A 20,681-nucleotide genomic window follows, 5' to 3' on the forward strand; every position below is an offset into this window, starting at 1 on the left:
CGCCGGGCGCCCGCGGCAATGTCAGTGCCCCGTGCCGCGCTCCTCACGGATCCCGGACACCACATCCGCCACCGCCCGACGGACGGCCTCCGTCTCGGTCAGGAAGTGCCAGTAGTCGGGGTGCCGGCCCTCCAGCGTGCCGATCGCCCGCTCCAGCCGGGCCACCGAGTCGTCCAGCGGGCGCGCGTGCCGGGGATCGGGGGTGTTGCGCCCCGCCATCGCCAGCCGCTGGGCGTCCCGGATCGCGAACCGGGTCCGGTCGATTTCCGCCTGCGGATCCTTCTGCACGGCGTTCAGCCTGGTCAGCCGCTCACCGGCGGCCGAGACCGCCTCGTCGGTACTGTTCAGCAGGGCGCGCACCGTCGACAGCAGCGCGGTGGCGTCCGGCCAGCGCTGCGCGTCCCGCGCGACGCGCGCCTCCGCGAGCTTCGCCTCGGCCTGCCGGACGTGCTCCCCGGCCTGGTCGGGGACGTGCTGGAGGTCCTGCCAGCAGGCGGCCGAGAACCGCCGCCGCAGCTCGCTCAGGATCGGCTCCACCTGCCCCGAGCGGGTCGTCAGCGCCTGGGCCCGGGTCCGCAGCGACACGAGCCGGTGGTCGATCTCGGCGGCCCGCTCCGGCAGCCGCTCCGCCTCCACCCGGACCGCTTCGGCCTCCCGCGCCACCCGCTCCGCCCGCTCCAGCGTCTGCGGCACGCCGTGCTGCCCCGCGCCCTGGTTCAGCTTCGTCAGCTCGGGCGCCAGCGCCGCCAGCCGCGCCGCGAGCCCGTCCGCCCGCAGCCCGCTCTCCCGTACGGCGTCCAGCGCGTTCGAGGCGGCCAGCAGCGCCTGCCGGGCCCGCTCCACGGCGGGCGCGAGGCGGGCCAGCTGGGTCTCGGCCTTGCCGAGCAGCGGGCCCAGCCCGTCGGCGAACCGGTCCAGCTCCTGCTTGACGCGGTCCAGCTCGTCCTTGGCGCGGGTCAGCTCGGTGCGCGCCTGGGCGGCCGCCGAGGCCTCCAGGTCGTCCCGGTCGAGGTCATGGGCGTCGACGGCGTCGATGTACTGGTGGCTGGCCTCGTCGATCCGCCTGCCGACGGCCTCGAAGTCGGAGACGGCGCGCCGGGCGGCCGGCGAGTCGTCCACGGCTCTGATCGTCTCGATCGAGATCCGCAGGTCGCGCTGGGCGGTGTCCAGCTCGTAGAAGGCGGCCGCCGCCGCGTCCTTGGCGGCCTGGGCCTCGGCCCGCTGTCCCTCCGCCCGCCCGCCGAACCAGCGCCGGGTGCCGCCGTCGGCGAACGCGGCGGGCAGCGCGAGAGCGGCCACGAGGGGAAGGGCGACGAGGGCGAGGGTGTCCCGGAGGACATGCGGCCCCCGGCGCGCACGACGGTGCTGTGCGCGCGGCACCAACGGCGAATACGGCTGCGCTGGTGTCGCCGTCACATCCCTCTCCCGTGCTGTGATCCGCCCTGCCCGGTGTCATTCTCCCACCGGTTAAGGACGAACACACGGGTCGGTTAGTTCGCGTTCCGGACAGTGACTTTGCCGTCGGCGGTGCGGGCGCTCACGACGTGCGTGCTGGACTCGTCGCGCGGTACGGACACGTCCACCCCGCCGTCGTCGGTCTTCGCGGTCACCCGGTAGGTCGCCTCGGGCAGCGAGATCGTCACCGAACCGTCGTCGCTCACGGACTCCACCCGGTCCGGTACGGCGGACAGCGTCAGGCGGACCGAGCCGTCCGCGGTGCGCGCGTCCACCGTGCGCGAGGAGACCTCGGCGCGTACGGAGCCGTCGTCGCTGCGCAGCTCCAGCGCCCCGCTCGAGTCGGTGACGTGCACGGAGCCGTCCTCGGTGCGCACGCTCAGCGCGTCGCGGAAACCCCGTGCCCGGACGCTGCCGTCGTCGCTCGCGACCTTCACGGCGACGCCCCGGGGCACCTCGACACGGTGCTTGGCGGAGCAGTCGGCCACCATGCCGGAGCAGTGCATCCGCAGCGTCAGCCGGTCGTCCTTCATCGACCAGGTCACCTTCGGCTCCTTGCCGATGGTGACCGACCCCTGGAACCAGCGGGTGACGTCGACCTTGCCCGCCTCGGCCGTGTCCGACGCGACGATCTCGAGCGCCGAGTCGTCGGAGTCGATGGTGAGCGTGCGGCCCTGCAGGGCGAAGGCCCGGTGATCGGGATGCTCGTCGTCGTCGGCGGCGGCGCCGCAGGCGGTCGCGCCGGCGGCCAGGGCCACGACGGCCCCGGTGACGAGGAACGCGCGGGCCGAACGTGACGTACGTGCCATGGTGATCTCCCCCTGGGCTGCTTGGCGTTGCCCTGACGACACTAGGGAGCCGCCGCCCGCAGGAGGATCCGGCACGCTCCCGGATCCGGGGTGGGGCTAACCCCCGGATACGGGTTTGCGGGGCACGGCCCCGGGCAATGTAGGCTGTCGACTCGTCCCGGGTGCGTAGCTCAGGGGTAGAGCGCCTGCCTTACAAGCAGGATGTCGGCGGTTCGAAACCGTCCGCGCCCACCAGGTGAGCGAAAGGGCCCCCGGAGAGATCCGGGGGCCCTTTCGCATGCCCTGGGTGCGAGTGCCGCGGGTGCTGCGGGTGGTGCCGGTGGTGCCGGTGGTCCGGGTCCGGGTCGTCCCGGGCGGGGTCTAGACGTCGTCCCCCGGTGGGGTTTCCCGGGTGTGCTTGAGGTGCATGCGGGCCGCCACCCGGTCCGGGGTCGCGACCTCCGCCCAGAAGCGGTGACAGGTCACGAACACCGCGAGCTCGTGCTCCCGCTGCCGGAGCTTCTCCACCTCGGCCTGCTCGTCGGCCGTCCAGCCGGGGGACGCGGGGCGCTCGGTCTTGCGCCAGCCCGCGTCGTCGCTGAAGCCGTCCAGGGGCTCGACCGACCAGGGAAGTCGCTTCAGCAGGGCCGACAGCTCGGCCCTGACCTGATGCAGCTCCTCCTGACCGGCGCGCAGGTCGCTGGGAAAGTCATAGGTCGTAGCCACGCGGCAATGGTACGCCTGTTCGAATTTGGGTGGCGAGCTCCTTCTGAGTGTTCGTGTGAACGTACGTTCGATTGTTTCTCAGGTGTCCCGGGTGGCCGTCCGGCTCCGTTCGAGGACGGTGAGGCCCAGCCGGTCCGTCCCGTCCGGGTCGCCGTTGAGGCGGTGGACGACCACCCAACTGCCGTCTGCCGTCGCCCCGGTGAAGAGCGAGGCATGGCGTGTCGCCCCGTTGTGCCAGCGCAGCGCACCGGCCGTCGCCCAGGTGGGCGCGGGGTCCCCCAGCCGGCGCTCCACCAGCAGCCGGACGACCAGGTCGGCCACCGCGCGGGGCGTGGCCCACAGCCCGCCCGCCGGGAGCATCGCGCCGTCCATCGTCCACGGCCTGCGCGGCCGGCCGAACAGGCCCGGTGCAGGCAGCCGCCGCGCCGGGACGGGGCGTGCGGTCAGCTCCGTGACGTCCAGCGGACGCAGCACGTACGCGGTCACCAGTTCCTCGTAGGTCGTCCCGGCCGCGGCGGTGAGGGCCGCGCCGAGGACGGCGTACCCGAGGTTGGAGTACTCCTCCTCCTGGCCCGGGGGCCGGGTGGCGAGCGTGTCCAGGTCGGGGAGCAGCGCGTGCAGCGCGGAGCGGTCGAACGCCGCGTACGGGTCCCGGGGCGGGAGGCGGCCTGGCGGCAGCCGGGGGAGGCCGGAGGTGTGCCGGGCCAGGTGCAGGAGGGTGATCCCGGTCGCGGGGGCTTCGGGCAGCCAGCGCTCGACCGGGTCGTCGAGCGCGAGCACCCCGGCCGCGGCCATCCGGGTCAGCGCCGTGCCCGTGACGACCTTGGTGAGCGAGCCGATCTCGACGTAACGGTCGACGGCGTGACCGTCGGCGAGGGCGGGCGGGTCCGCGTGGGTGAGGACGCAGGTCGGGACGCGACGACGCACGAGGGGCCTCACTCGCCGCGCGGCGGGACCGCGCACGCCGGGGTGGCGCCGGGCAGGCGGTGGCGGTTGCGCGACACCCAGCGGTAGACCACGCGGGCGCAGCCCCGCACGCCGGGCAGCCGGAGGACGGCGGAGAGCGTGCGGTACGCGGCGGACGGCGAGGTGCCGAGCCAGCGGGCCAGCGCGTCGGCCCCGCCCGCGAGAACCGTGCCGCCGCGCAGCAACAACACCTCCCGGTCCAGCCGTTCGAGATACGGCGCGGTCGACTCGGCGGGCAGGAACTGCCACGGAACCGCTTCCAGCGCCGGTGCGGCGAGGTCGCGGATACGGTCGACGGACGCCTGGCAGAAGCCGCAGTCCCCGTCGTAGGCGAGTACCGGGGGCACGGGGCGCGGGCCGTGCGGAGCGGGGCTGATCACTGGTTTCCCTTCCACTCCCCACCCGGGGTGGGGGCACTGACTGGTTCCTCCCCGCAGCCTCGCACGGCGGCGGGCCACCGCCGGTGTCGGACCCTGGCTCTAGGGTGACGCGCATGAAGGAACGGGACGTGGAACAGGTGCGGTTGGTGCCTTGGTCCGAGGGAGACCTCTGGCTGCTCCGGCGGGCCAACAGCCCCGCGATGACGGAGCATCTGGGCGGGCCGGAGAGCGAGGAGAAACTCGCCGACCGGCATCGGCGCTATGTCGAGCCGTTCGCCGGGCGCATGTACCGGGTCACGCTCGCGGACACCGGCGAGACCGTCGGCTCGATCGGCTACTGGGAGCGCGAGTGGCGGGGCGAGACGGTGTGGGAGACGGGCTGGGGGATCCTGCCCGAGTTCCAGGGCAGAGGGCTCGCCGCGACGGCGGCCCGGGCGCTCGTCGACGTCGTACGGCAGCAGGCCGGACACGGCGGCCACCCGGCCCTGCACGCGTTCCCCAAGGTGGAGCACGCCGCGTCCAACGGGGTGTGCCGCAAGGCCGGGTTCACCCTGCTCGGGCAGGCCGACTTCGAGTACCCGAAGGGGAATCCGATCAGATCCAACGACTGGTACGTCGACCTGCGCACCGGGCCCGCCACCGCTACCGGGTAGCGTCCGCCAACTCCCTTACCAGGCGCGTGGCCACCGGCACCGGAACCCCGTGCCGCTCGGCCGCGCGCAGCAACCCTCCGCCGATCGCGTCGAGTTCGAGGGGCCGCCCCGCCTCGGCGTCCCGCTGCATCGAGGACTTCGTACCGGGGGCGAAGGAGTCGTAGCGGGCGAGTGCCTGGGCCGGGTCGGCGGGGGCGCCGCAGGCGCGGCTGACGGCGGCGGTCTCCTCGACCAGGGCGGTCAGTTCCTCGCGGTGCCCGGTGCGGACCTCGCCCAGCGGCAGACCGTACCGGGTGGTGAGCAGGGCGAACGGCGCGAGGAAGGCCATCTTCGCCCACAGGGCGGCCGTCTCGTCCGGCAGGACGCGGACGGCCGGGCCGGCCGCCTGAAGCACCCGCGCGAGCGCGTCGAGGCGCGGGCGCGGCACGGCGTCGCCGGTCAGGTCGATCTCCGCGAAGCCGCTCCCGTGCTCGATCACGCCCGGCGCGACCCGGGTCGACTCGACCCGGACGACGGCCGGGGCGACCCGGTCCGGGCGGTACCGGGCGCGCAGGGCCGCCGGGTGCTCGACGCCGTTCAGGAACGGCACGAGGAGGGTGTCCTCGCCGAGAGCCGAGGCGGGGACCCGGGCCAGGGCCGCGTCCAGGGCGGTGTGCTTGACGGTGATCAGCACCGCGTCGACGGGCGCGCGCAGCTCGGTGTCCGCCGCGACCCCGGCCGTGAAGTCGCCGAACGGGGTGCTGCGGACGCGGATGCCGTCGGCGCGCAGGGTCGCCGCCGTCTCCTCGCCGGCCAGGCAGGTGACCCGGTGGCCGGCGCGGGACAGCAGGGCCGCGAGCAGGCCGCCCACCCCGCCGGGGCCGAGAACGGCGACGCTGAGTATGTCCTTCGTCATGTGCTGTTGTCCCTCTCGTCGGTCGGCCCCGCGGGTGCGGTGGCCGCCTCGGAGGTGATCATGGCACGGGGGCGGGGTGCCGGGGGAGACTGGGAGACATGTGCCGGAGCATCAAGACGCTGCGTCCCCCCGCCCTGCCCGAGAAGGCGACGGAGGACGATGTGCGCGCCGCAGCCCTTCAGTACGTCCGTAAGGTGTCCGGCTTCCGGGCACCGGCCGAGCACAACCGGGAGGTGTTCGAGCGAGCGGTCGAGGTCATCGCCGCGGCCACGGCGGAGTTGCTGGACGGGCTGGAGGTGCGCGGAGCCGGCCGCGGCGCGGCAGCGCGCACCCAGGGCGCGTAGCGCACGTGGGGCACGTAGCCGCGTAGGCCACGTGGGGCCCGGCCGGTGGCGCGCTACGCCGTCGGCTGCCGTCGCATGACGTACGCCGCACCGGCCCCCGCGCCGAACAGCGCGAGCACCGACACCCCCGTCGCCAGCCACGTCGTGCCCAGCCAGTGCGCGCCGAAGTAGCCCAGGGCGGCGCTGTAGCCCGCCCAGGAGAGGCCGGCCAGGGCGGACCAGGGGAGGAACTCGCGGGGACGGCGATGGGCGGCGCCCGCGATGAGCGAGACGACGGATCGGCCGGCGGGGGCGAAACGGGCCAGCACGACCAGCGCGCCGCCGCCCCGGGCCAGCGCCTCGCCGAGACGTTCCTGCGCGGTGGTCAGCCGTCGGGAGCGGGAGATCGCCCGGTCCAGGCGCTCACCGCCGCGCCAGGCCAGCCGGTAGGCCACCAGGTCGCCCAGCACCGAGGCGGTCGTCGCGGAGAGGACCAGAACCATGATGTCCGGTACGTCGTGCGGTACCTGACCGGTCGCCGCACCCGAGCCCGCCGCCGCGGCGGTGGCCGCCGTGATGACGAGCACTCCGCTGGGCAGCACCGGCAGGAACACGTCGAGGAGGACCGACAGGCCCACCACCGCGTAGATCCATGGGCTGCCGAGCAAAGCCCCCACACTTTCGAACACCACTGACTCCCCGTGTCTCCCCCGTGACGGCCGACCGTGCCGCTGTGTCGCGGGGGAGCGGCAGGTGCGGCCAATGACAGCCATACAGCGTACGCCCGGGGTGTGACAGTAGATTCACGGGGGGCTCATGTGTTCGGTGCAGGACGTTCACCGAGAGCGTCCACCACGAGCTGATCCGTGGTCAGACACGTGCTGATCCGTGGTCGAACACGTGCTGATCCGCGGTCACCCGGGCGCCGTGAGGGCCCGGACGACCGCGGATCACGGTGTCGTCGCAACCGGGTCAGGCGGAAACCGTGGCCTTGCGCGCCGCGGGCTCCCGCTCGGTGGCCGGGCGGCCGGCGAAAGCGCGGTCGAGGCCGAGGGCGCCGGAGCCGGTGAACACCAGCAGCAGGAAGGCCCAGCAGAACATCGCGGAGGCCTCGCCGCCGTTCTGGATCGGCCACAGGGCGCTCGGCTGGTGCACGTCGAAGTAGGCGTACGCCATGGAGCCCGAGGCCAGGAGTGCGGCCGCCCGGGTGCCGAGGCCGAGCAGCACCAGGCTGCCGCAGACCAGCTGGATGACGGCCGCGTACCAGCCGGGCCAGGTGCCGGAGTCGAGCGTGCCGCCGTCGGTGCCCGCGGCGCCGCCGAGGACGCCGAAGAGCGAGGCCGCGCCGTGGCAGGCGAAGAGCAGGCCTACGACGATGCGGAAGAGGCCGACCGCGTAGGGCTGTGCGGTGTTGAGGCGAGCGGACATGGTGGGGGGTGCTCCTTCGGTGTCGGTCGGACCGGTCCCGGATGGGGGAAGGACCGGGTGGGGGCGGCGGTACCGAATGAGCGACATACGTTAGGCGCAGCTAATCGATGCTTGCAAGTTCAACTTCTAGCCACGGTCCGGGTTCCGTCCGAGGTTCCGCCCGGCCTTCCGCTTGCGGTTCCGTCCGGGGCTCTGCCTGGGGTTCTGCCCCGGGTTCGAGCTCCCTGACCGCCGTGCGCAGAGCGGCTCTCGCCACCGCGTCCGCATCCGAAAGTGTGACCGAATCCACCCCGGGGCGGGCGCCTGCCGCGGTGACCCAGTGCACGCCCTCCGTAGGTACTCCGAAGGCCAACCTCCTTGCGTGCGGCCTTCCTTGACGGTCTATCAGGTTATACGGGCGCGGGGTCACGTCCAGGCCTCCGGTCACATGGCCGTCCACCGTGTGGGGACGGCACTGCCCGGTCTTCAGCAGCCGCGCCAGCAGGCCGTCGGCGGTGCGTCGCACATCCGGTTCCGGAAGCCGCGCCTCTACGAGGGTCGTCACCCGGACGGCCGACCCCGGCACCTCCGGCGCGTGCGCCCGCCAGGCCCCGTCCTCCTCCCGCACCTCCAGCCGGGGCCCGAGCACCTCCACCACCCCCGCCTCCACCAGAGCGGCCAGTTCCTCGACGCGCCGACGTGGCGGGCCGATGGACAGGAACGCGTTGAGCGGGGTGTACCAGCGGTCCAGGTGGTCCCGGCGGGAGGCGCCGGTCAGACCGGCGTGGTCGACGATCAGCCTCAGCTCGTTGCGCAGGTCGCGCAGGACGTCCAGGGCCGCCTTCACGGGACCGTCCACATTGCCCCGGGCGGCCTCCTCCGCGTCCCTGCGCAGATGGCCGAGCAGCCAGTCCCGCCACTGCCCCGGATGCGCGAACCGCCGTCCCGTGTACGGCCGGGAGATCCGGTCCCAGCTCCAGCGGTCGGCCCGCGGTATCCCGAACCCGTCGAGCAGCACGGCCTCCCGGGCGTCGCGGTGCGGGACGGCCGAGAACTCCCGCACGAAACTCTCCGCGGAGCCGGGCCGCGCCGGCTCCCGCAGCAGGGCCGCGTAGTAGACCGTCTCCACCTCCTTCGCCACCAACGGCCATATCTCGGCCAGGAAGTCGGGCGCCTCACCGGAGTCCGCGCGCTTGCGGAAACCCGCGATCACCTCCGGGGTCAGCACGAGCGGGCGGTGACGGCCGTACGGCCCCTTCGCGTTGTCGCCACGGGCCTGGTACGGGATGCCGCGCCGGGAACCCGCGTACAGCCGCGGCTCATGACCGGAGGGCAGATAGCGCAGGGCCGTCCGCCCGGTGCCGACATCGGTGCCGGTGCCGGCGGGGGCGTGGGCGTTGGCGGGGACGAAGCGGCCGCCCCGGCCGGTGGTCAGCAGGGCCAGATGGTCGAAGAAGTTCAGGCCGAGACCGCGCAGCAGCACCGGTTCGCCGGGGGCGAGCGCGGCGAGGTCGACGTCGGCCGGGTTGGCGGGCGGGACGTGCCGCAGGCCGTGCTGTCGGGCGTAGGCGGTGTGGCGTCGCTGGGCGGTGTCGGCGACCACCGGCAGATGCCCCTGGGCGAGGACGACGGCGGACAGGCCGAGCAGGATCCGGCCGTCGTCCAGGGTGAGGACCTGGCGGCCGTCGGCGGCGTCGTCGAGCCGGACCGCGCGGGCCGCGTGCGTCTCGACGCGCACCGACGGCGGGGCCTGGCGCACGGTCCGGGCGAACACCCACTCCAGATAGCGGCCGTAGTGCGCGCGGGTCGGGTACTCGTCCGGGCCCAGCTCGCCGGCCGCCCACGCGTGCAGACTCGGACCCGGACGGATCGGTCCCGCGCAGTCCACGCTGTCGTCGGTGAACAGGGTCACCTGCGAGGCCACGGTGTTCATCAGCAGCTCCCGCGACTGCGCGGTGCGCCACACGCGACCCGGTCCCGGCGGGGCGGGATCGACGACGTGGACGGTCAGTCGCGCCCCGGGCGGAAGAAGGCCGGGCGCGGAGGCGCAGAGGCGTTCCAGGACGCTGGTGCCGCGCGGCCCGGCGCCGACGAGGGCGACGGAAACGGTGACCGACGGTGTCGCGTTCGCGTCCGGTGCGGGCTCTCCGACGCCGGCTTGGGCTGCGTTCACTGAGGGCAAGAGGGTGACTCCCGGGCGTGTGGGGCGCGATGGAGCGGACCGTCCGCGGGACCGCGGTGGAAGCGGACGGTCCGCATCATCATGCCGTCGGCCGTCACGGAAGCCAACGCGGGTCCCGGGTGCCCCGGTTGTCCCGCCTCAGGGAGTCCCCAGGAGTCCCCAGGAGTCCTCGGGAGTCCTCAGGGAGTCAGGTCGGACTCCTGCACCGTCGTCAGCGATCCGTCACCGCGGGCCTGCTCCAGCCGCAGCCGGGCCGAACGCCCGCGCAGGGTGAGGAACATGAGCTGGTTGCCGAACCACGGCCCGCCCTTCTTGCGCCAGCCGACGGGCGGCCGGGGACGGCGGCCGTGCCGACGCAGGCGGCGGCCGAGCGCCCGGGCCACGGCGCTCCAGCCGAAGCGGAAACCCACCCGGATCGACGCGGGGACGGAGTTGTGCACCGGGGAGCAGGTGAGCTGGAGCACCCGCGCGTCGGGGCCGCCGCCCTCGTGCCAGTACGGCTCCGCCACGTACGCGTGGTGCACGTCCCCGGAGAGCACGAGCACACTCGCCGGCGCCCCTGCCCCCGCCCCCGTCTCGGCGATCAGCTCCGCCAGCGCGGCGAAGGACTCGGGGAAGGCCGCCCAGTGCTCCAGATCCGCCCCGCGCCGCACCTTCTCCCCGATGCGGGCCCAGCGCGCCCCGCGTTCGCCCCGGCACAGCGCCGCGTCCCACTCCTCGGCGTCGTGCACCAGATGCGGCAGCAGCCAGGGCAGCGAGGTGCCGATCAGGAGGTGGTCGTAGGAGCCCGGACCGTCGAGGGTCTGTTCGCGCAGCCAGGTCCACTCGCCCGGGTGGAGCATCGAGCGCCCGTCCTCGTCGAGGACCCGCGCCGCCCGGCTGTCGACCATCAGCAGCCGCACGCGCCCGAAGTCGCGCCGGTAGCTCCACCGCACGGACGCCGGGTCCGCGTCGGCACGGCAGGCGAAGGCACGCAGTGCGTCGGTGCCGTCGGGGGCCTCGCGTACGGCGGCGTAGAGCGGGTCGGTGGCCAGTTCGGCCGGGGAGAGGTTCCCGAGGTGCTGGTGCACCCAGTACGACATCAGGCCGCTCAGCAGCCGCTCGCGCCACCAGGGGGTGGCCCGCATGTCGGCCAGCCAGGAGGCGGAGGTGTTCCAGTCGTCGATGACGTCATGGTCGTCGAAGACCATGCAGCTGGGCACGGTGGACAGCAGCCAGCGCACCTCGGGGTCGAGCCAGGACTCGTAGTAGAGCCAGGTGTACTCCTCGAAGTCCGCGACCTCGGCACCCGGCGCGTCGGTGAGGCCGCGGCGGGCGGCGATCCGCTCCCGGGTCGCGTCGGAGACCTCGTCGGCGTAGACCTGGTCGCCCAGCAGCAGCAGTACGTCGGGCCGTTCGGCCGCCGGATCGGCGGCGATACGCGCCGCCAGGCTGTCCAGGGCGTCGGGCCCCACGGGGTCGTGCCCGCCGGCCGGGGGCGCCGCCCAGCGGCAGGAGCCGAACGCCACCCGGACCTCGTCGCCGTCATCGCCGGCGCCGACCGCGGCGGGGGTGCGGATCTCCGAGGGCGGGAAGGGGGAGTCGGGCAGTGGCCACACGCGGGTGCCGTCGAGGAAGACCTCGTACCCCGTGGCCGTGCCCGCCGTCAGGCCCGTCACCTCGACGAGGGCGTAGTGGTGGCCCGCCACCTGGAAGGTGTGGGCGGTGCCGCCCGCACCGTCCGCGCAGCGCACCTCGGTGGCGCACGGACGGCTCGCCTCGACCCATACGGTCGCCGTCGAGCCGTCGGCGTATCTCAGCACTGGTCCCAGCCGCAGTTCGGCCACGCGATCGCCCTCCTCCGTCGCCCCGTACGGTACGGAACGACGGAGGAGAGTGGGGAGATCCCTGCGGTCACGAGTCGATCAGCAGCTCGATCAGCAGCTCGACAGGTAGCTGGTGAGCGCGCTCTTCTCGGCGGAGTCCACCGACAGGCCGTAGTAGTACTTCACCTGGACCCACGCGCGGACGTAGGTGCAGCGGTACGAGGTGACGGACGGCATCCACTCGGCCGGGTCCTGGTCGCCCTTGGACTGGTTCACGTTGTCCGTGACGGCGATGAGCTGCGGGCGGGTCAGGTCGTTGGCGAAGGCCTGGCGCTGGGCGGTGGTCCAGTTGCGGGCGCCGGAGTCCCAGGCCTCGGCGAGCGGGACCATGTGGTCGATGTCGACGTCGGCGGCGGCGGTCCAGGTGGCGCCGTCGTAGGGGGAGAACCAGCTGCCGCTGGTGGCGGCGCAGGCGGAGCTGGTGACGACGTTCGTACCGTCGCGCTTGAGGACCGTCTCCCGGGTGTTGCAGGTGCCGGAGATGGTGATCCAGTGCGGGAAGAGGTCACGGCTGTAGCCGGTGCGGACCTCGGTCGCCACGGTGAGCGAGGCGAGGTAGGTGCGGGCGGTCGCGGCGCTGACCGGGGTGGGGAGAGCGGCGGAGGCGGTCGGGGAGTTGAGCAGCCCGACCGAGGCTATGAGGCCGGTGAGGGCGGCGAGTATGCTCAGCCGTCCACGCGCGTAGAACTTCGACATGCGAACTCCATGGGGGAGGCGGGGTGTTGGAGCGCGAGCGAAGGAATGCTCGCGGCCGCACATTGCGGGGAGATGTGCGCCCGGTGAGAAGTTAGTGACGTGGGCATGACACGACAAGGTTTATGGCAGAACGATCTCGTACAATGGGAAACGCAGAAGGGGAGTAGCTCTTCGCCGGACCGTCGACATACTGCTCAGCTCGTCTGAGCCGGCGCCCGGAGGCGGACCCGTCACAGGGTCGGCCAGCGAGACCTTCGGCAAGCAGTGCACATCCGTGCCCCACGGCAGGGATGACATGTGTGCTGCCGTGCCGAGGTGTCTTTTTTTCCTGAAGTGTCAGGACTCTCGGCGGGGCGGCCCCCGACCGATTGAGGAACCTTGATCAGCATCACCGTGACGGCGCTCGTCTTCGGCGTCGTCTTCCTGGCCGAGCTGCCGGACAAGACCGCGCTCGCCGGCCTCGTCCTCGGCACCCGCTACCGCGCCTCGTACGTCTTCGCCGGGGTCGCCGCCGCCTTCGCGCTGCATGTCGCGCTGGCCGTCGCGGCGGGCAGCGTGCTGACCCTGCTCCCGCAGCAGCTCGTGCACGCGCTGACCGGTGTCCTGTTCCTGGGCGGTGCGGCGGTGCTGCTGCTGAAGAAGGACGAGGGTGAGGAGGAGGTCCGGCGGCCGGAGAACCAGTCCTTCTGGAAGGTCGCAGGCGCGGGCTTCATGCTGATCCTCGTCGCCGAGTTCGGCGATCTCACCCAGATCATGACGGCGAACCTCGCCGCCCGCTACGACGACCCGCTCTCCGTCGGACTGGGTGCGGTGCTGGCGCTGTGGGCGGTGGCCGGGCTCGGCATCGTCGGCGGAAAGGCGCTGATGAAGCGGGTGCCGCTGAAGCTGATCACGCAGATCGCGGCGCTGCTGATGCTGGCGCTCGGGGTGTGGAGCCTGTGGGAGGCGATCGCCGGCTGAGGCCGGGGCCGAGCTGAACGGCGGGTGAACGCTCCCCGGCGCCTCGCGGCCGGGGTGGCGGTGGACCCGCATTGTTTTGTACCGTAGAGAAACAAAGTGGCTCCCGCTCGTTTTCCCTGACCGGCGGGCGGGGCCGCCTTGTTCTCTTCCTACCTGGAGCTGCTGATGCCGGTCCTGACCGCCCGCGCCCTCCTGCTCGACATGGACGGCACCCTCGTGAACTCCGACGCCGTCGTGGAACGGGTCTGGCGGCGCTGGGCCGACACGCACGGGCTCGACGGGGACGACGTCATGAAGGTCGTCCACGGCCGCCAGGGGTACGCCTCGATGGCCGTGCTGCTGCCCGGCCGGCCGGTGCACCTGAACCACGCGGACAACGCGCGGATGCTGGCGGAGGAGACCGCCGACATGGACGGCGTCGTGCCGGTGCCCGGCGCGCCGGAGTTCCTCGCCTCCCTGCGGGGTGTCCCGCACGCGCTGGTCACCTCGGCGGACGTGCCGCTGTCGACGGCCCGGATGGCCGCGGCCGGACTGGCGCTCCCGGACGTGCGCGTCACCGCGGAGTCGGTGGGCGCGAGCAAGCCGGACCCCGAGGGCTTCCTCAAGGGCGCGGCCGAGCTGGGGATCGCCCCGGCCGACTGCGTGGTGTTCGAGGACTCCGGCGCGGGCATCGCGGCCGGCCGGGCCGCCGGGATGCGGGTCGTGGGAGTGGGACCGCGGGCCGCCGCGCACGGACCCGACGTGGTGGTCCGCGATCTGCGGCAGGTGCGGGTGGAAGCGGATGACTCCGGGGTGCGTATCCACGTGGCGTGAGGCGCCGGGGGCTACGGCTCCGTCGTCTCCGACTCCAGGCGGGTGCGGGTCTGTGCCCCGTAGGTGCCCAGGCCGTCCTCGGTCGTGCCGCGGGACCACTGGTAGTTGCGCAGGGCGTCCTCGACCTCGCCGGTGAACGTGCCGTCGGCCTCGCCGTTGTAGAGGAACAGCTGGCGCAGCCGCAGCTGGAGTTCGGTCACCTCGTCGCCCTTGTCGCCGCGCCGCAGGACGACCGCCTCGCCGGAGTCGTCCTCGTTGTCCGCCCCGTTGCCGGGCGCCAGGGAGCCGGTCACGCGGGCGGTCGGCGTGGCCTGCCCGGCGTCGGGCGACGGCGACGCCGAGGGTGAGGCACTCGACTCCGACGCGGAGGGCGAGGGACTCTCGCTCTCGGAGGGCGACGGCGAGGCCTCGGAGGCCGACGGGGACGCGGAGCGACTCGGCGAGGCCGACGCCGAGGCGGCGCTGGTCGACGCGTCCGGCACGGCCGCCCGTACGTCCTCGGGGGCGGCCCCGTCCCGCGTCGGCTTCTCGTAGGTGAACAGCCCGGAGGCGAATCCGGCCGCCGCCACCACGGCCACGACGGCCGAGGTCGTCGCGATCAGCAGCGTGCGGCGACGGCGCGGGCGGTGCGGTTCCTCGTCGTCGGGGTGTACGGCGCCGACGTCCGCCGCCTCGAACAGGCTCAGGTCGGTCGTGCTGGGCTCGGAGGCGGACGAGGCCAGGGGAGTGGGCAGCGCTGCCGTCATGTCCGGCGCCGGGCCTGCGGGGCGCACTGTGCGCAGGGGCATCGTCGCGTCGGCCGGAACGCCGGAAACACCGGAAACGCCGGGAAGACCGGGTGCGCCGGGAATCCCAGGAGTGCCGGGAACGGTCGGGAGCGGCATGGTCACGTCGGCCGCGCCGGTGGAGCCCATGGACCCGCCCTCGGCCTCGCCCCCGAACGCGCCCGCGGGTTCGCCCCCGCTCTCGGTTCCCAGCTCGACGTAGGGCCGTATCCGCAACGGATCGAAGTCCTCCGCGGCGGCCGCCTCCGTCGTGCGCGTGTCGCGCTGGGCCTCGGAGGCGCGCTGGGCGCAGGCGCAGGACGGGGTGTTGTCGAGCGCGCGGAGCGCTCCGCACTCCGGGCACGGCAGCCCCTGCTGCCCCGACTGCCCCTGGTGCCCCGTCGGATCGATCACGTGTTCGTCCCTCCCCATTCAAACTCCAGAGATTATGCAGATCCTTCACATGCCCCGCCGCCCGCGACCCCCGGAATGTCGTATTCCGTCAGAGCGCAAGACGACTACAAGAGGCCATAACGGGTCACACCGATCACGATGGAGGGGGTCACCAGAGCCTCGGGAGGCATCCATGGTCTTGGACGCGCACAGCAGGGCGGCGGATCCGCGTGCGGAACACGTGTCCGGAAACGTTCTCGTCTCCATCGGCGCCCTCCTGCTCGGCATGCTGCTCGCCGCCCTGGACCAGACGATCGTGTCCACCGCCCTGCCCACGATCGTCAGCGAGCTCGGTGGTATGGAGCACCTGTCGTGGGTGGTCACCGCCTACCTGCTGGCGTCGACGGCCGCGACCCCGCTGTGGGGCAAACTCGGTGACCAGTACGGGCGCAAGAGGCTGTTCCAGGCCGCGATCGTCATCTTCCTGATCGGTTCGGCGCTGTGCGGAATGGCGCAAAACATGCCACAGCTGATCGCCTTCCGCGCGCTCCAGGGCCTGGGCGGCGGCGGCCTGATGGTGCTGTCGATGGCGATCGTCGGCGACCTCGTCCCGCCGCGCGACCGCGGCCGCTACCAGGGCCTGTTCGGCGCGGTGTTCGGCGCCACGAGCGTCCTCGGCCCGCTGCTGGGCGGCGTGTTCACCGAGCATCTGAGCTGGCGCTGGGTGTTCTACGTCAACCTGCCCGTCGGCGTCGTCGCGCTCGCCGTCATCGCGACCGTCCTGCGCATCCCGCGCAAGTCGACGAAGCACGTCATCGACTACCTCGGCACCTTCCTCATCGCCGCGGTCGCCACCTGCCTGGTCCTGGTGGCCTCGCTCGGCGGCACCACCTGGGACTGGGCCTCGCCGCAGATCGTCGGCCTGGCGGTGCTGGGCGTGCTGCTGGCCGTGGCGTTCGTGGCCGTGGAACGGCGGGCGGCCGAACCGGTGCTCCCCCTGAAACTGTTCCGCATCCGCACCTTCACCCTCTCCGCGGTGATCAGCTTCATCGTCGGCTTCGCGATGTTCGGCGCGATGACGTACCTGCCGACCTTCCTCCAGGTGGTGCAGGGCGTCTCACCGACCCTGTCCGGCGTGCACATGCTGCCGATGGTGGCGGGCCTGCTGCTGGCGTCCACCGCCTCCGGGCAGATCGTCAGCCGCACCGGCCGCTGGAAGGTGTTCCCGGTCGCCGGCACCGGCGTCACCACGCTCGGCCTGCTCCTCCTGCACCGGCTCGACGAGCACAGCTCCACGGGCGCGATGAGCGCCTGCTTCTTCGTCTTCGGTCTCGGCCTCGGCCTGGTCATGCAGGTGCTGGTGCTGATCGTGCAGAACGCCGTCGGGTACGAGGACCTCGGCGTCGCCACCTCCGGCGCGACCTTCTTCCGCTCGATCGGGGCCTCCTTCGGCGTCGCGATCTTCGGCACGATCTTCTCGGGCCGCCTCGGCGACAAGCTCACGGATGCCTTCGAGGGCGTGCAACTCCCGTCCGGGGTCTCGGTGGACGGACTCGAGTCCGACCCGCGCGGCATCGCCGAGCTGCCGTCGACCCTGCGACCGCAGGCCCTGGACGCGTACGCGTCCGCCATCACCGACGTCTTCCTGTACGCCGCCCCCGTCGCCCTCGTCGGCTTCGTCCTGGCGTGGTTCCTCAAGGAGGACCCGCTGCGCGGCTCGGTCACCGCGCCCGACGTGACGGAGACCCTCGCCAGCAACCCGGTGGAACGGTCCTCGTACGACGAGGTGTGCCGGGCGCTGTCCGTCCTCGGCACCCGCGAGGGCCGCCGCGAGATCTACCGGAAGATCACCGCCCTGGCCGGCCAGGACCTCCTTCCCGCGTCGAGCTGGCTGCTGCTGCGGATCAAGCGGTACGGCAGTGTCGAGCCGAGCGTTCTCTCCGAGAACAGCACCGTCCCGCTGCCGGTGATCATCGAGGCCGTCCGTCAGATCGAGGGGCGCGGGCTCGCCGTACGCGAGGGACTCGACATGATGCTGACCGATGAGGGCCGCGAGGTCGCCGACCGGCTCGCCGAGGTCCGCGAGGAGTCGCTGGCCGAGCTGCTCGGCGACTGGTGGGGCCCGGACCGGCCCACCGACCTGGTCCAGCTCGTCAAGGAGCTGAACAGCGAGCTGTGCGGCTCGGACCGGGAACAGCCGCACGGCGGGCGGGTGGTGCCCGACCACCGGCTCACCTGAGGGCCTGGCCGAGCGGCTTGCCGAACCAGTGCTCGGCGTACGGGTCCGCGTTGTGCGGCGCGGTCTCCGCGTAACCCAGCCGGGCGTACAGGGCACGGGCCTCGACGAGGTCGCCGCGGGTGTCGAGGATCATCCGGGTGGCGCCGAGCGCGCGGGCGGCGTCCTCCGCGCCCCGGACGAGAAGCGCGGCGCCGCCCCGGCCGCGCAGTTCCGCCCGGACGAACACCCGGGTGAGCTCGGCGGTGTCGGCGTCCCGCAGCCGTACGCCCGCGGTGCCGGCCGGTTCACCGCCGTACCGCCCGACGAGCAACAGGCCGCCGGGCGGGGCGAGTTCGGCACCGGTGTGGGCGGCGATCTCCCGCTCCAGCTCCACCGGGTCGGTCCTGCGCCCCTCGTGCAGCAGGTAGTAGCGGTCGCTGACCTCGGTGTAGTACGCCCGCCAGAGGGCGCGGGCGACCGGGGCGTCGAAGGATTCGGCGGTGAGGGTCCAGGTCGGCGACGTCGTCATGCGGACATTGTCCGAAGACGGCCCGGCCGCCCCGCAACCGAATATGCGTCGGCACCCTCGTCCCGGTAAGTGCGCAGGCCGTTTGGGAGAGGCAGTCCGGGCAACCCGATGCGTGAACCGGCCCGTGGGGCCGACACATCGGAAGGCAAGGCATGTCCACAGGAGTGATCATCGCTCTGATCGTGATCGTGGCGGCCATCGTCGCCGTCGCGGCCGTTCTGGCCGTGCGGGCCCGCGGCTCGCACGGCGGACACGGTCTGAAGCGTCGCTTCGGGCCCGAGTACGACCGTGCCGTGGCCCGGCACGACGGGGACGTCAAGGCCGCCGAGCGCGAGCTCGACGCCCTCGTGGAGCGGCACGGCGGGCTGCGCGAGCGCCCGCTGGAGCCCGCGGAGCGGGAGAGGTTCGAGGCCCGCTGGACGGCCGCGCAGGAGCGGTTCGTCGACTCGCCCCGGGAGGCGGTCACCGAGGCCGACCGTCTGCTCGCCGAAGTGGCCGGCGCCCGGGGCTTCCCGGACGGCGACCAGTACGAGGAGCAGCTCGCCGCGCTCTCCGTCCACCACGCGCACCATGTCCAGGGCTACCGACGCGTCCACCGGGTCGCCCGCGTACGCGCCAACGGCGTCGGCACGCACGACGCGAGCGCGACCGGCACGTCCGGAGCACCGGGCACGGAGGACATGCGGGCCGCCATGGTCGACGCGCGCGCCCTCTTCGACGACCTGGTCGGTGGGGCCTCCCACGAGGCGGGCCGTCGTCGCACGCAGGAGCGCGTGAGCCAGAACGGCTCCCGCTCCGGCCACCACCTGCCGCGAGGTTTCCACCGTCACCAGGCGAAGGAGGGCTGACCGCCATGCCGGACCTGACACCGAACAAGACGCCGGACACGACGCGGGACACCGCACCGAACGGGACCCCGAACACGACGACGAACACGGCGCGTGACCCGGACCCGATCACCGGCCCGATCACGGACCCGATCACGGGCGGGACTCCGGAGAACCGCCGGCCGGCGGGCGACCGGGCCCGCGCGGCGAAGCCCGCCGACACCGCACGCACCGGCGAAGCCGTACGCAGCACCGACACCGCCCGCACCGGCGAGGCCGCCTCGCCGCGTGAGGCCGCTCTGCCGGGGGAGGCCGTCCTGCCGGGGGAGAGGGGACGGACTTCGGCGGAGCCGCGCGGTACGACAGCCGTGGGCGAGCCGACGCCGCTCGGTACCGACACCGGCGCGGGCGAACCGGCACCCGGCCGGGCGGCCGGCGCCGGCCGGGACGCGGGCCCGCTCAGTGCCTCCGGCGAAGGGGCGCAGCCCCGGCACCGGGACACGGGCGCGGTGGACACCGTCACGGGCCGCGAGCCGACGGCAGCCGCCGCCGAGCACCGCGGTCACGGCGCGTCCCTCCTGCCGGACGACGAGTGCGACCGGATCGCCTCCCGCATGCGGCACGCGGTCGTCGGGTTCGTCGACGGCCCGCGCGACGCCGTCGCGGAGGCCGACCAGGTGCTGGAGGAACTCGCCGCGCAGTTCACGGACGCCGTGGACCGCCGACGCCGCACCCTGCGCGGGTCCTGGCAGTCGGGGTCGGAGGGCGGCAAGGACCGCTCCGCGACGGCCGCCGCGACGGCCACCGACACCGAGCAGCTCCGGCTGGCCCTGCGGGACTACCGCGAACTGACCGAGCGGCTGCTACACCTCTGAGCCCTCGGCCCCCTCGGCCCTCACGGCCGACCCACCTGCCGCCGCCCGGCGCTCCCGCCACTCCCGTACGACCGCTTCGACGTCGTACGGCTTCATGCCCAGCGGGGGGCCGGGCGGCGGCTTGAACATCATGTCGCGCACTTTGACGTTGACGTCCGTGATGATCTTCCGGACGAGGCGTTCCGAAGGCGCCGCGTACGCCGCCGCGAGCGCGTCCTCCGCCTCCTTGCGCAGGGCGAGCGTCGGTGGCAGGACGGAGAGGCCCTCACGGGCCATCTTGCGCTTGATCCACCAGAGTTCGTCGTAGGCGGTGTCCTCACCCGCCGGCAACGGCTTTCCCGCTCCCGCCAGTTGGGCGAACTCGCCGCGCTGCTCCGCGTCACGGATCTGCTTGTCGACCCAGGACTCGAACGGGACACCCGGTGGCTTTCGCTCGGTCATGCGTCCATTGTGCCGGACGCGGTGGGGCCGGGCGATTTATCATGCGGCCGCTGTACAAGCACACTTAGGACCCAGCACGCCGACAGGCATGTCAAAGACATTTCAAGGGGAGCGCACGTGCTCGAACTCACCATGGCCACCGTCTCCGGGACGGAAGAGGGCGCCACGGCCGGCATGCTGATGGCCGATTCGCCCAGCGACCCGGGTGCCGTGCTCCGGGTGGGCCGGGACAAGTCCGTGTGCCGCCTCGCGACCCCCGACGACTGGCTGTTCGTCTCCCGGGTGCACCTGGAGTTCCTGTGCGGTCCCGAGGGCACCTGGCAGGTCTCGTGGCTGCGCGGGTCGCAGGACGAGCCGTCCTCCGAGGTGCGGCTGGTGAGCGGCCAGTACGCCCAGCCGCTCGCCTACGGCGGGACCATGCCGCTGGCGCGCGGCGGCTCCGGCGAGATCATCGTCCTCGACCGCACCGGGCCGCGCAGCGTCAACGTGGGCTTCTATCACGAGGCGTGACAATTCAGAGGGGAG

At 73.2% G+C, this 20,681-nt stretch carries 22 protein-coding genes and 1 tRNA gene; 9 read left to right on the forward strand and 14 right to left on the reverse strand.

Features of this window, described 5'->3' with window-relative positions; all coding sequences use genetic code 11:
- Positions 1-21: 21 nt before the first annotated feature.
- Complete coding sequence (locus OG933_RS30115) at positions 22-1,416, reverse strand: hypothetical protein (RefSeq protein ID WP_405629840.1); 1,395 nt, start codon at positions 1,414-1,416, stop codon at positions 22-24.
- 74 nt (positions 1,417-1,490) lie between these two features.
- On the reverse strand, positions 1,491-2,264 hold the full coding sequence (locus tag OG933_RS30120) for a DUF4097 family beta strand repeat-containing protein (protein ID WP_362524113.1): 774 nt from the start codon (positions 2,262-2,264) through the stop codon (positions 1,491-1,493).
- Between the two features lie 159 nt (positions 2,265-2,423).
- Between OG933_RS30120 and OG933_RS30125 the strand changes: the two genes are divergently transcribed.
- Positions 2,424-2,498 (forward strand) — tRNA-Val (locus tag OG933_RS30125).
- 126 nt (positions 2,499-2,624) lie between these two features.
- Here the strand turns inward: OG933_RS30125 and OG933_RS30130 are convergent.
- The 3 genes from OG933_RS30130 to OG933_RS30140 all read right to left on the reverse strand — a co-directional run bounded on the left by OG933_RS30130 (position 2,625) and on the right by OG933_RS30140 (position 4,315).
- A complete protein-coding gene (locus OG933_RS30130) occupies positions 2,625-2,969 on the reverse strand; it encodes a hypothetical protein (protein WP_405629843.1) in 345 nt (114 codons plus the stop codon).
- Between the two features lie 78 nt (positions 2,970-3,047).
- Positions 3,048-3,896 (reverse strand): serine hydrolase domain-containing protein, encoded by an 849-nt coding sequence (locus OG933_RS30135; protein ID WP_405629845.1) that lies wholly within the window; start codon positions 3,894-3,896, stop codon positions 3,048-3,050.
- A gap of 8 nt (positions 3,897-3,904) precedes the next feature.
- Entirely contained in the window at positions 3,905-4,315 is a 411-nt protein-coding gene (locus OG933_RS30140; protein WP_267020173.1) for a thiol-disulfide oxidoreductase DCC family protein, read from the reverse strand.
- A 113-nt stretch (positions 4,316-4,428) separates the two neighbouring features.
- Between OG933_RS30140 and OG933_RS30145 the strand changes: the two genes are divergently transcribed.
- Entirely contained in the window at positions 4,429-4,968 is a 540-nt protein-coding gene (locus tag OG933_RS30145; protein ID WP_405629848.1) for a GNAT family N-acetyltransferase, read from the forward strand.
- Here OG933_RS30145 and OG933_RS30150 read toward each other — a convergent pair.
- Positions 4,958-5,863, reverse strand: coding sequence for a ketopantoate reductase family protein (locus OG933_RS30150; protein ID WP_405629849.1), 906 nt, complete (start codon positions 5,861-5,863; stop codon positions 4,958-4,960). The two genes, OG933_RS30145 and OG933_RS30150, sit on opposite strands and share 11 nt — an antisense overlap.
- Before the next feature lie 98 nt (positions 5,864-5,961).
- Between OG933_RS30150 and OG933_RS30155 the strand changes: the two genes are divergently transcribed.
- Positions 5,962-6,207, forward strand: a complete 246-nt coding sequence (locus OG933_RS30155; protein WP_362524099.1) for a DUF2277 domain-containing protein — start codon at positions 5,962-5,964, stop codon at positions 6,205-6,207.
- A 53-nt stretch (positions 6,208-6,260) separates the two neighbouring features.
- Here OG933_RS30155 and OG933_RS30160 read toward each other — a convergent pair whose 3' ends face one another.
- The 5 genes from OG933_RS30160 to OG933_RS30180 form a co-directional block, all read right to left on the reverse strand.
- A complete protein-coding gene (locus OG933_RS30160) occupies positions 6,261-6,875 on the reverse strand; it encodes a DedA family protein (protein ID WP_405629851.1) in 615 nt (204 codons plus the stop codon).
- Positions 6,876-7,158: 283 nt separating this feature from the next.
- A complete protein-coding gene (locus OG933_RS30165) occupies positions 7,159-7,614 on the reverse strand; it encodes a DoxX family protein (RefSeq protein WP_362524096.1) in 456 nt (151 codons plus the stop codon).
- A 100-nt stretch (positions 7,615-7,714) separates the two neighbouring features.
- Positions 7,715-9,766 (reverse strand): FAD/NAD(P)-binding protein, encoded by a 2,052-nt coding sequence (locus OG933_RS30170; RefSeq protein WP_405629853.1) that lies wholly within the window; start codon positions 9,764-9,766, stop codon positions 7,715-7,717.
- A 188-nt stretch (positions 9,767-9,954) separates the two neighbouring features.
- Positions 9,955-11,601, reverse strand: coding sequence for an alkaline phosphatase D family protein (locus OG933_RS30175; RefSeq protein WP_405629856.1), 1,647 nt, complete (start codon positions 11,599-11,601; stop codon positions 9,955-9,957).
- A 90-nt stretch (positions 11,602-11,691) separates the two neighbouring features.
- Positions 11,692-12,336, reverse strand: coding sequence for an HNH endonuclease family protein (locus tag OG933_RS30180; RefSeq protein ID WP_142264028.1), 645 nt, complete (start codon positions 12,334-12,336; stop codon positions 11,692-11,694).
- 378 nt (positions 12,337-12,714) lie between these two features.
- Between OG933_RS30180 and OG933_RS30185 the strand changes: the two genes are divergently transcribed.
- A complete protein-coding gene (locus OG933_RS30185; RefSeq protein WP_020126884.1) occupies positions 12,715-13,296 on the forward strand; it encodes a TMEM165/GDT1 family protein in 582 nt (193 codons plus the stop codon).
- A 165-nt stretch (positions 13,297-13,461) separates the two neighbouring features.
- A complete protein-coding gene (locus tag OG933_RS30190; RefSeq protein WP_362524227.1) occupies positions 13,462-14,109 on the forward strand; it encodes an HAD-IA family hydrolase in 648 nt (215 codons plus the stop codon).
- A gap of 11 nt (positions 14,110-14,120) precedes the next feature.
- Here the strand turns inward: OG933_RS30190 and OG933_RS30195 are convergent, their stop codons facing one another.
- A complete protein-coding gene (locus OG933_RS30195) occupies positions 14,121-15,284 on the reverse strand; it encodes a peptidoglycan-binding protein (protein ID WP_405633564.1) in 1,164 nt (387 codons plus the stop codon).
- 175 nt (positions 15,285-15,459) lie between these two features.
- Here OG933_RS30195 and OG933_RS30200 point away from each other — a divergent pair, with 175 nt between their 5' ends.
- Complete coding sequence (locus tag OG933_RS30200) at positions 15,460-17,505, forward strand: MFS transporter (RefSeq protein ID WP_362524085.1); 2,046 nt, start codon at positions 15,460-15,462, stop codon at positions 17,503-17,505.
- Here OG933_RS30200 and OG933_RS30205 read toward each other — a convergent pair.
- A complete protein-coding gene (locus OG933_RS30205; RefSeq protein WP_362524083.1) occupies positions 17,498-18,013 on the reverse strand; it encodes a GNAT family N-acetyltransferase in 516 nt (171 codons plus the stop codon). The genes OG933_RS30200 and OG933_RS30205 overlap by 8 nt on opposite strands.
- A 152-nt stretch (positions 18,014-18,165) precedes the next feature.
- On the opposite strand from OG933_RS30205, the gene OG933_RS30210 reads away from it, so the two are divergent.
- Together OG933_RS30210 and OG933_RS30215 are read left to right on the forward strand one after the other, a co-directional pair.
- On the forward strand, positions 18,166-18,861 hold the full coding sequence (locus OG933_RS30210) for a hypothetical protein (RefSeq protein WP_405629861.1): 696 nt from the start codon (positions 18,166-18,168) through the stop codon (positions 18,859-18,861).
- A gap of 5 nt (positions 18,862-18,866) precedes the next feature.
- Positions 18,867-19,715, forward strand: a complete 849-nt coding sequence (locus OG933_RS30215; protein ID WP_405629864.1) for a hypothetical protein — start codon at positions 18,867-18,869, stop codon at positions 19,713-19,715.
- Here the strand turns inward: OG933_RS30215 and OG933_RS30220 are convergent.
- On the reverse strand, positions 19,704-20,156 hold the full coding sequence (locus OG933_RS30220) for a DUF1992 domain-containing protein (protein ID WP_362524078.1): 453 nt from the start codon (positions 20,154-20,156) through the stop codon (positions 19,704-19,706). The genes OG933_RS30215 and OG933_RS30220 overlap by 12 nt on opposite strands.
- Before the next feature lie 117 nt (positions 20,157-20,273).
- Between OG933_RS30220 and OG933_RS30225 the strand changes: the two genes are divergently transcribed.
- A complete protein-coding gene (locus tag OG933_RS30225) occupies positions 20,274-20,666 on the forward strand; it encodes a hypothetical protein (protein ID WP_020126876.1) in 393 nt (130 codons plus the stop codon).
- The last annotated feature ends 15 nt before the right edge of the window (positions 20,667-20,681 follow it).

Origin of the sequence: Streptomyces sp. NBC_00016, from assembly GCF_045040885.1 — a bacterium.
Taxonomy (GTDB): Bacteria; Actinomycetota; Actinomycetes; order Streptomycetales; family Streptomycetaceae; genus Streptomyces; species Streptomyces coriariae.

Bases quoted from the DNA above. Each gene is read 5' to 3' on its own strand.
- OG933_RS30205 (WP_362524083.1), bottom strand. From the start codon at position 18,013: ATGACGACGTCGCCGACCTGGACCCTCACCGCCGAATCCTTCGACGCC.
- OG933_RS30180 (WP_142264028.1), bottom strand. From the start codon at position 12,336: ATGTCGAAGTTCTACGCGCGTGGACGGCTGAGCATACTCGCCGCCCTC.
- OG933_RS30200 (WP_362524085.1), top strand. From the start codon at position 15,460: ATGGTCTTGGACGCGCACAGCAGGGCGGCGGATCCGCGTGCGGAACAC.
- OG933_RS30120 (WP_362524113.1), bottom strand. From the start codon at position 2,264: ATGGCACGTACGTCACGTTCGGCCCGCGCGTTCCTCGTCACCGGGGCC.
- OG933_RS30155 (WP_362524099.1), top strand. From the start codon at position 5,962: ATGTGCCGGAGCATCAAGACGCTGCGTCCCCCCGCCCTGCCCGAGAAG.
- OG933_RS30150 (WP_405629849.1), bottom strand. From the start codon at position 5,863: ATGACGAAGGACATACTCAGCGTCGCCGTTCTCGGCCCCGGCGGGGTG.
- OG933_RS30220 (WP_362524078.1), bottom strand. From the start codon at position 20,156: ATGACCGAGCGAAAGCCACCGGGTGTCCCGTTCGAGTCCTGGGTCGAC.
- OG933_RS30145 (WP_405629848.1), top strand. From the start codon at position 4,429: ATGAAGGAACGGGACGTGGAACAGGTGCGGTTGGTGCCTTGGTCCGAG.
- OG933_RS30210 (WP_405629861.1), top strand. From the start codon at position 18,166: ATGTCCACAGGAGTGATCATCGCTCTGATCGTGATCGTGGCGGCCATC.
- OG933_RS30215 (WP_405629864.1), top strand. From the start codon at position 18,867: ATGCCGGACCTGACACCGAACAAGACGCCGGACACGACGCGGGACACC.
- OG933_RS30190 (WP_362524227.1), top strand. From the start codon at position 13,462: ATGCCGGTCCTGACCGCCCGCGCCCTCCTGCTCGACATGGACGGCACC.
- OG933_RS30165 (WP_362524096.1), bottom strand. From the start codon at position 7,614: ATGTCCGCTCGCCTCAACACCGCACAGCCCTACGCGGTCGGCCTCTTC.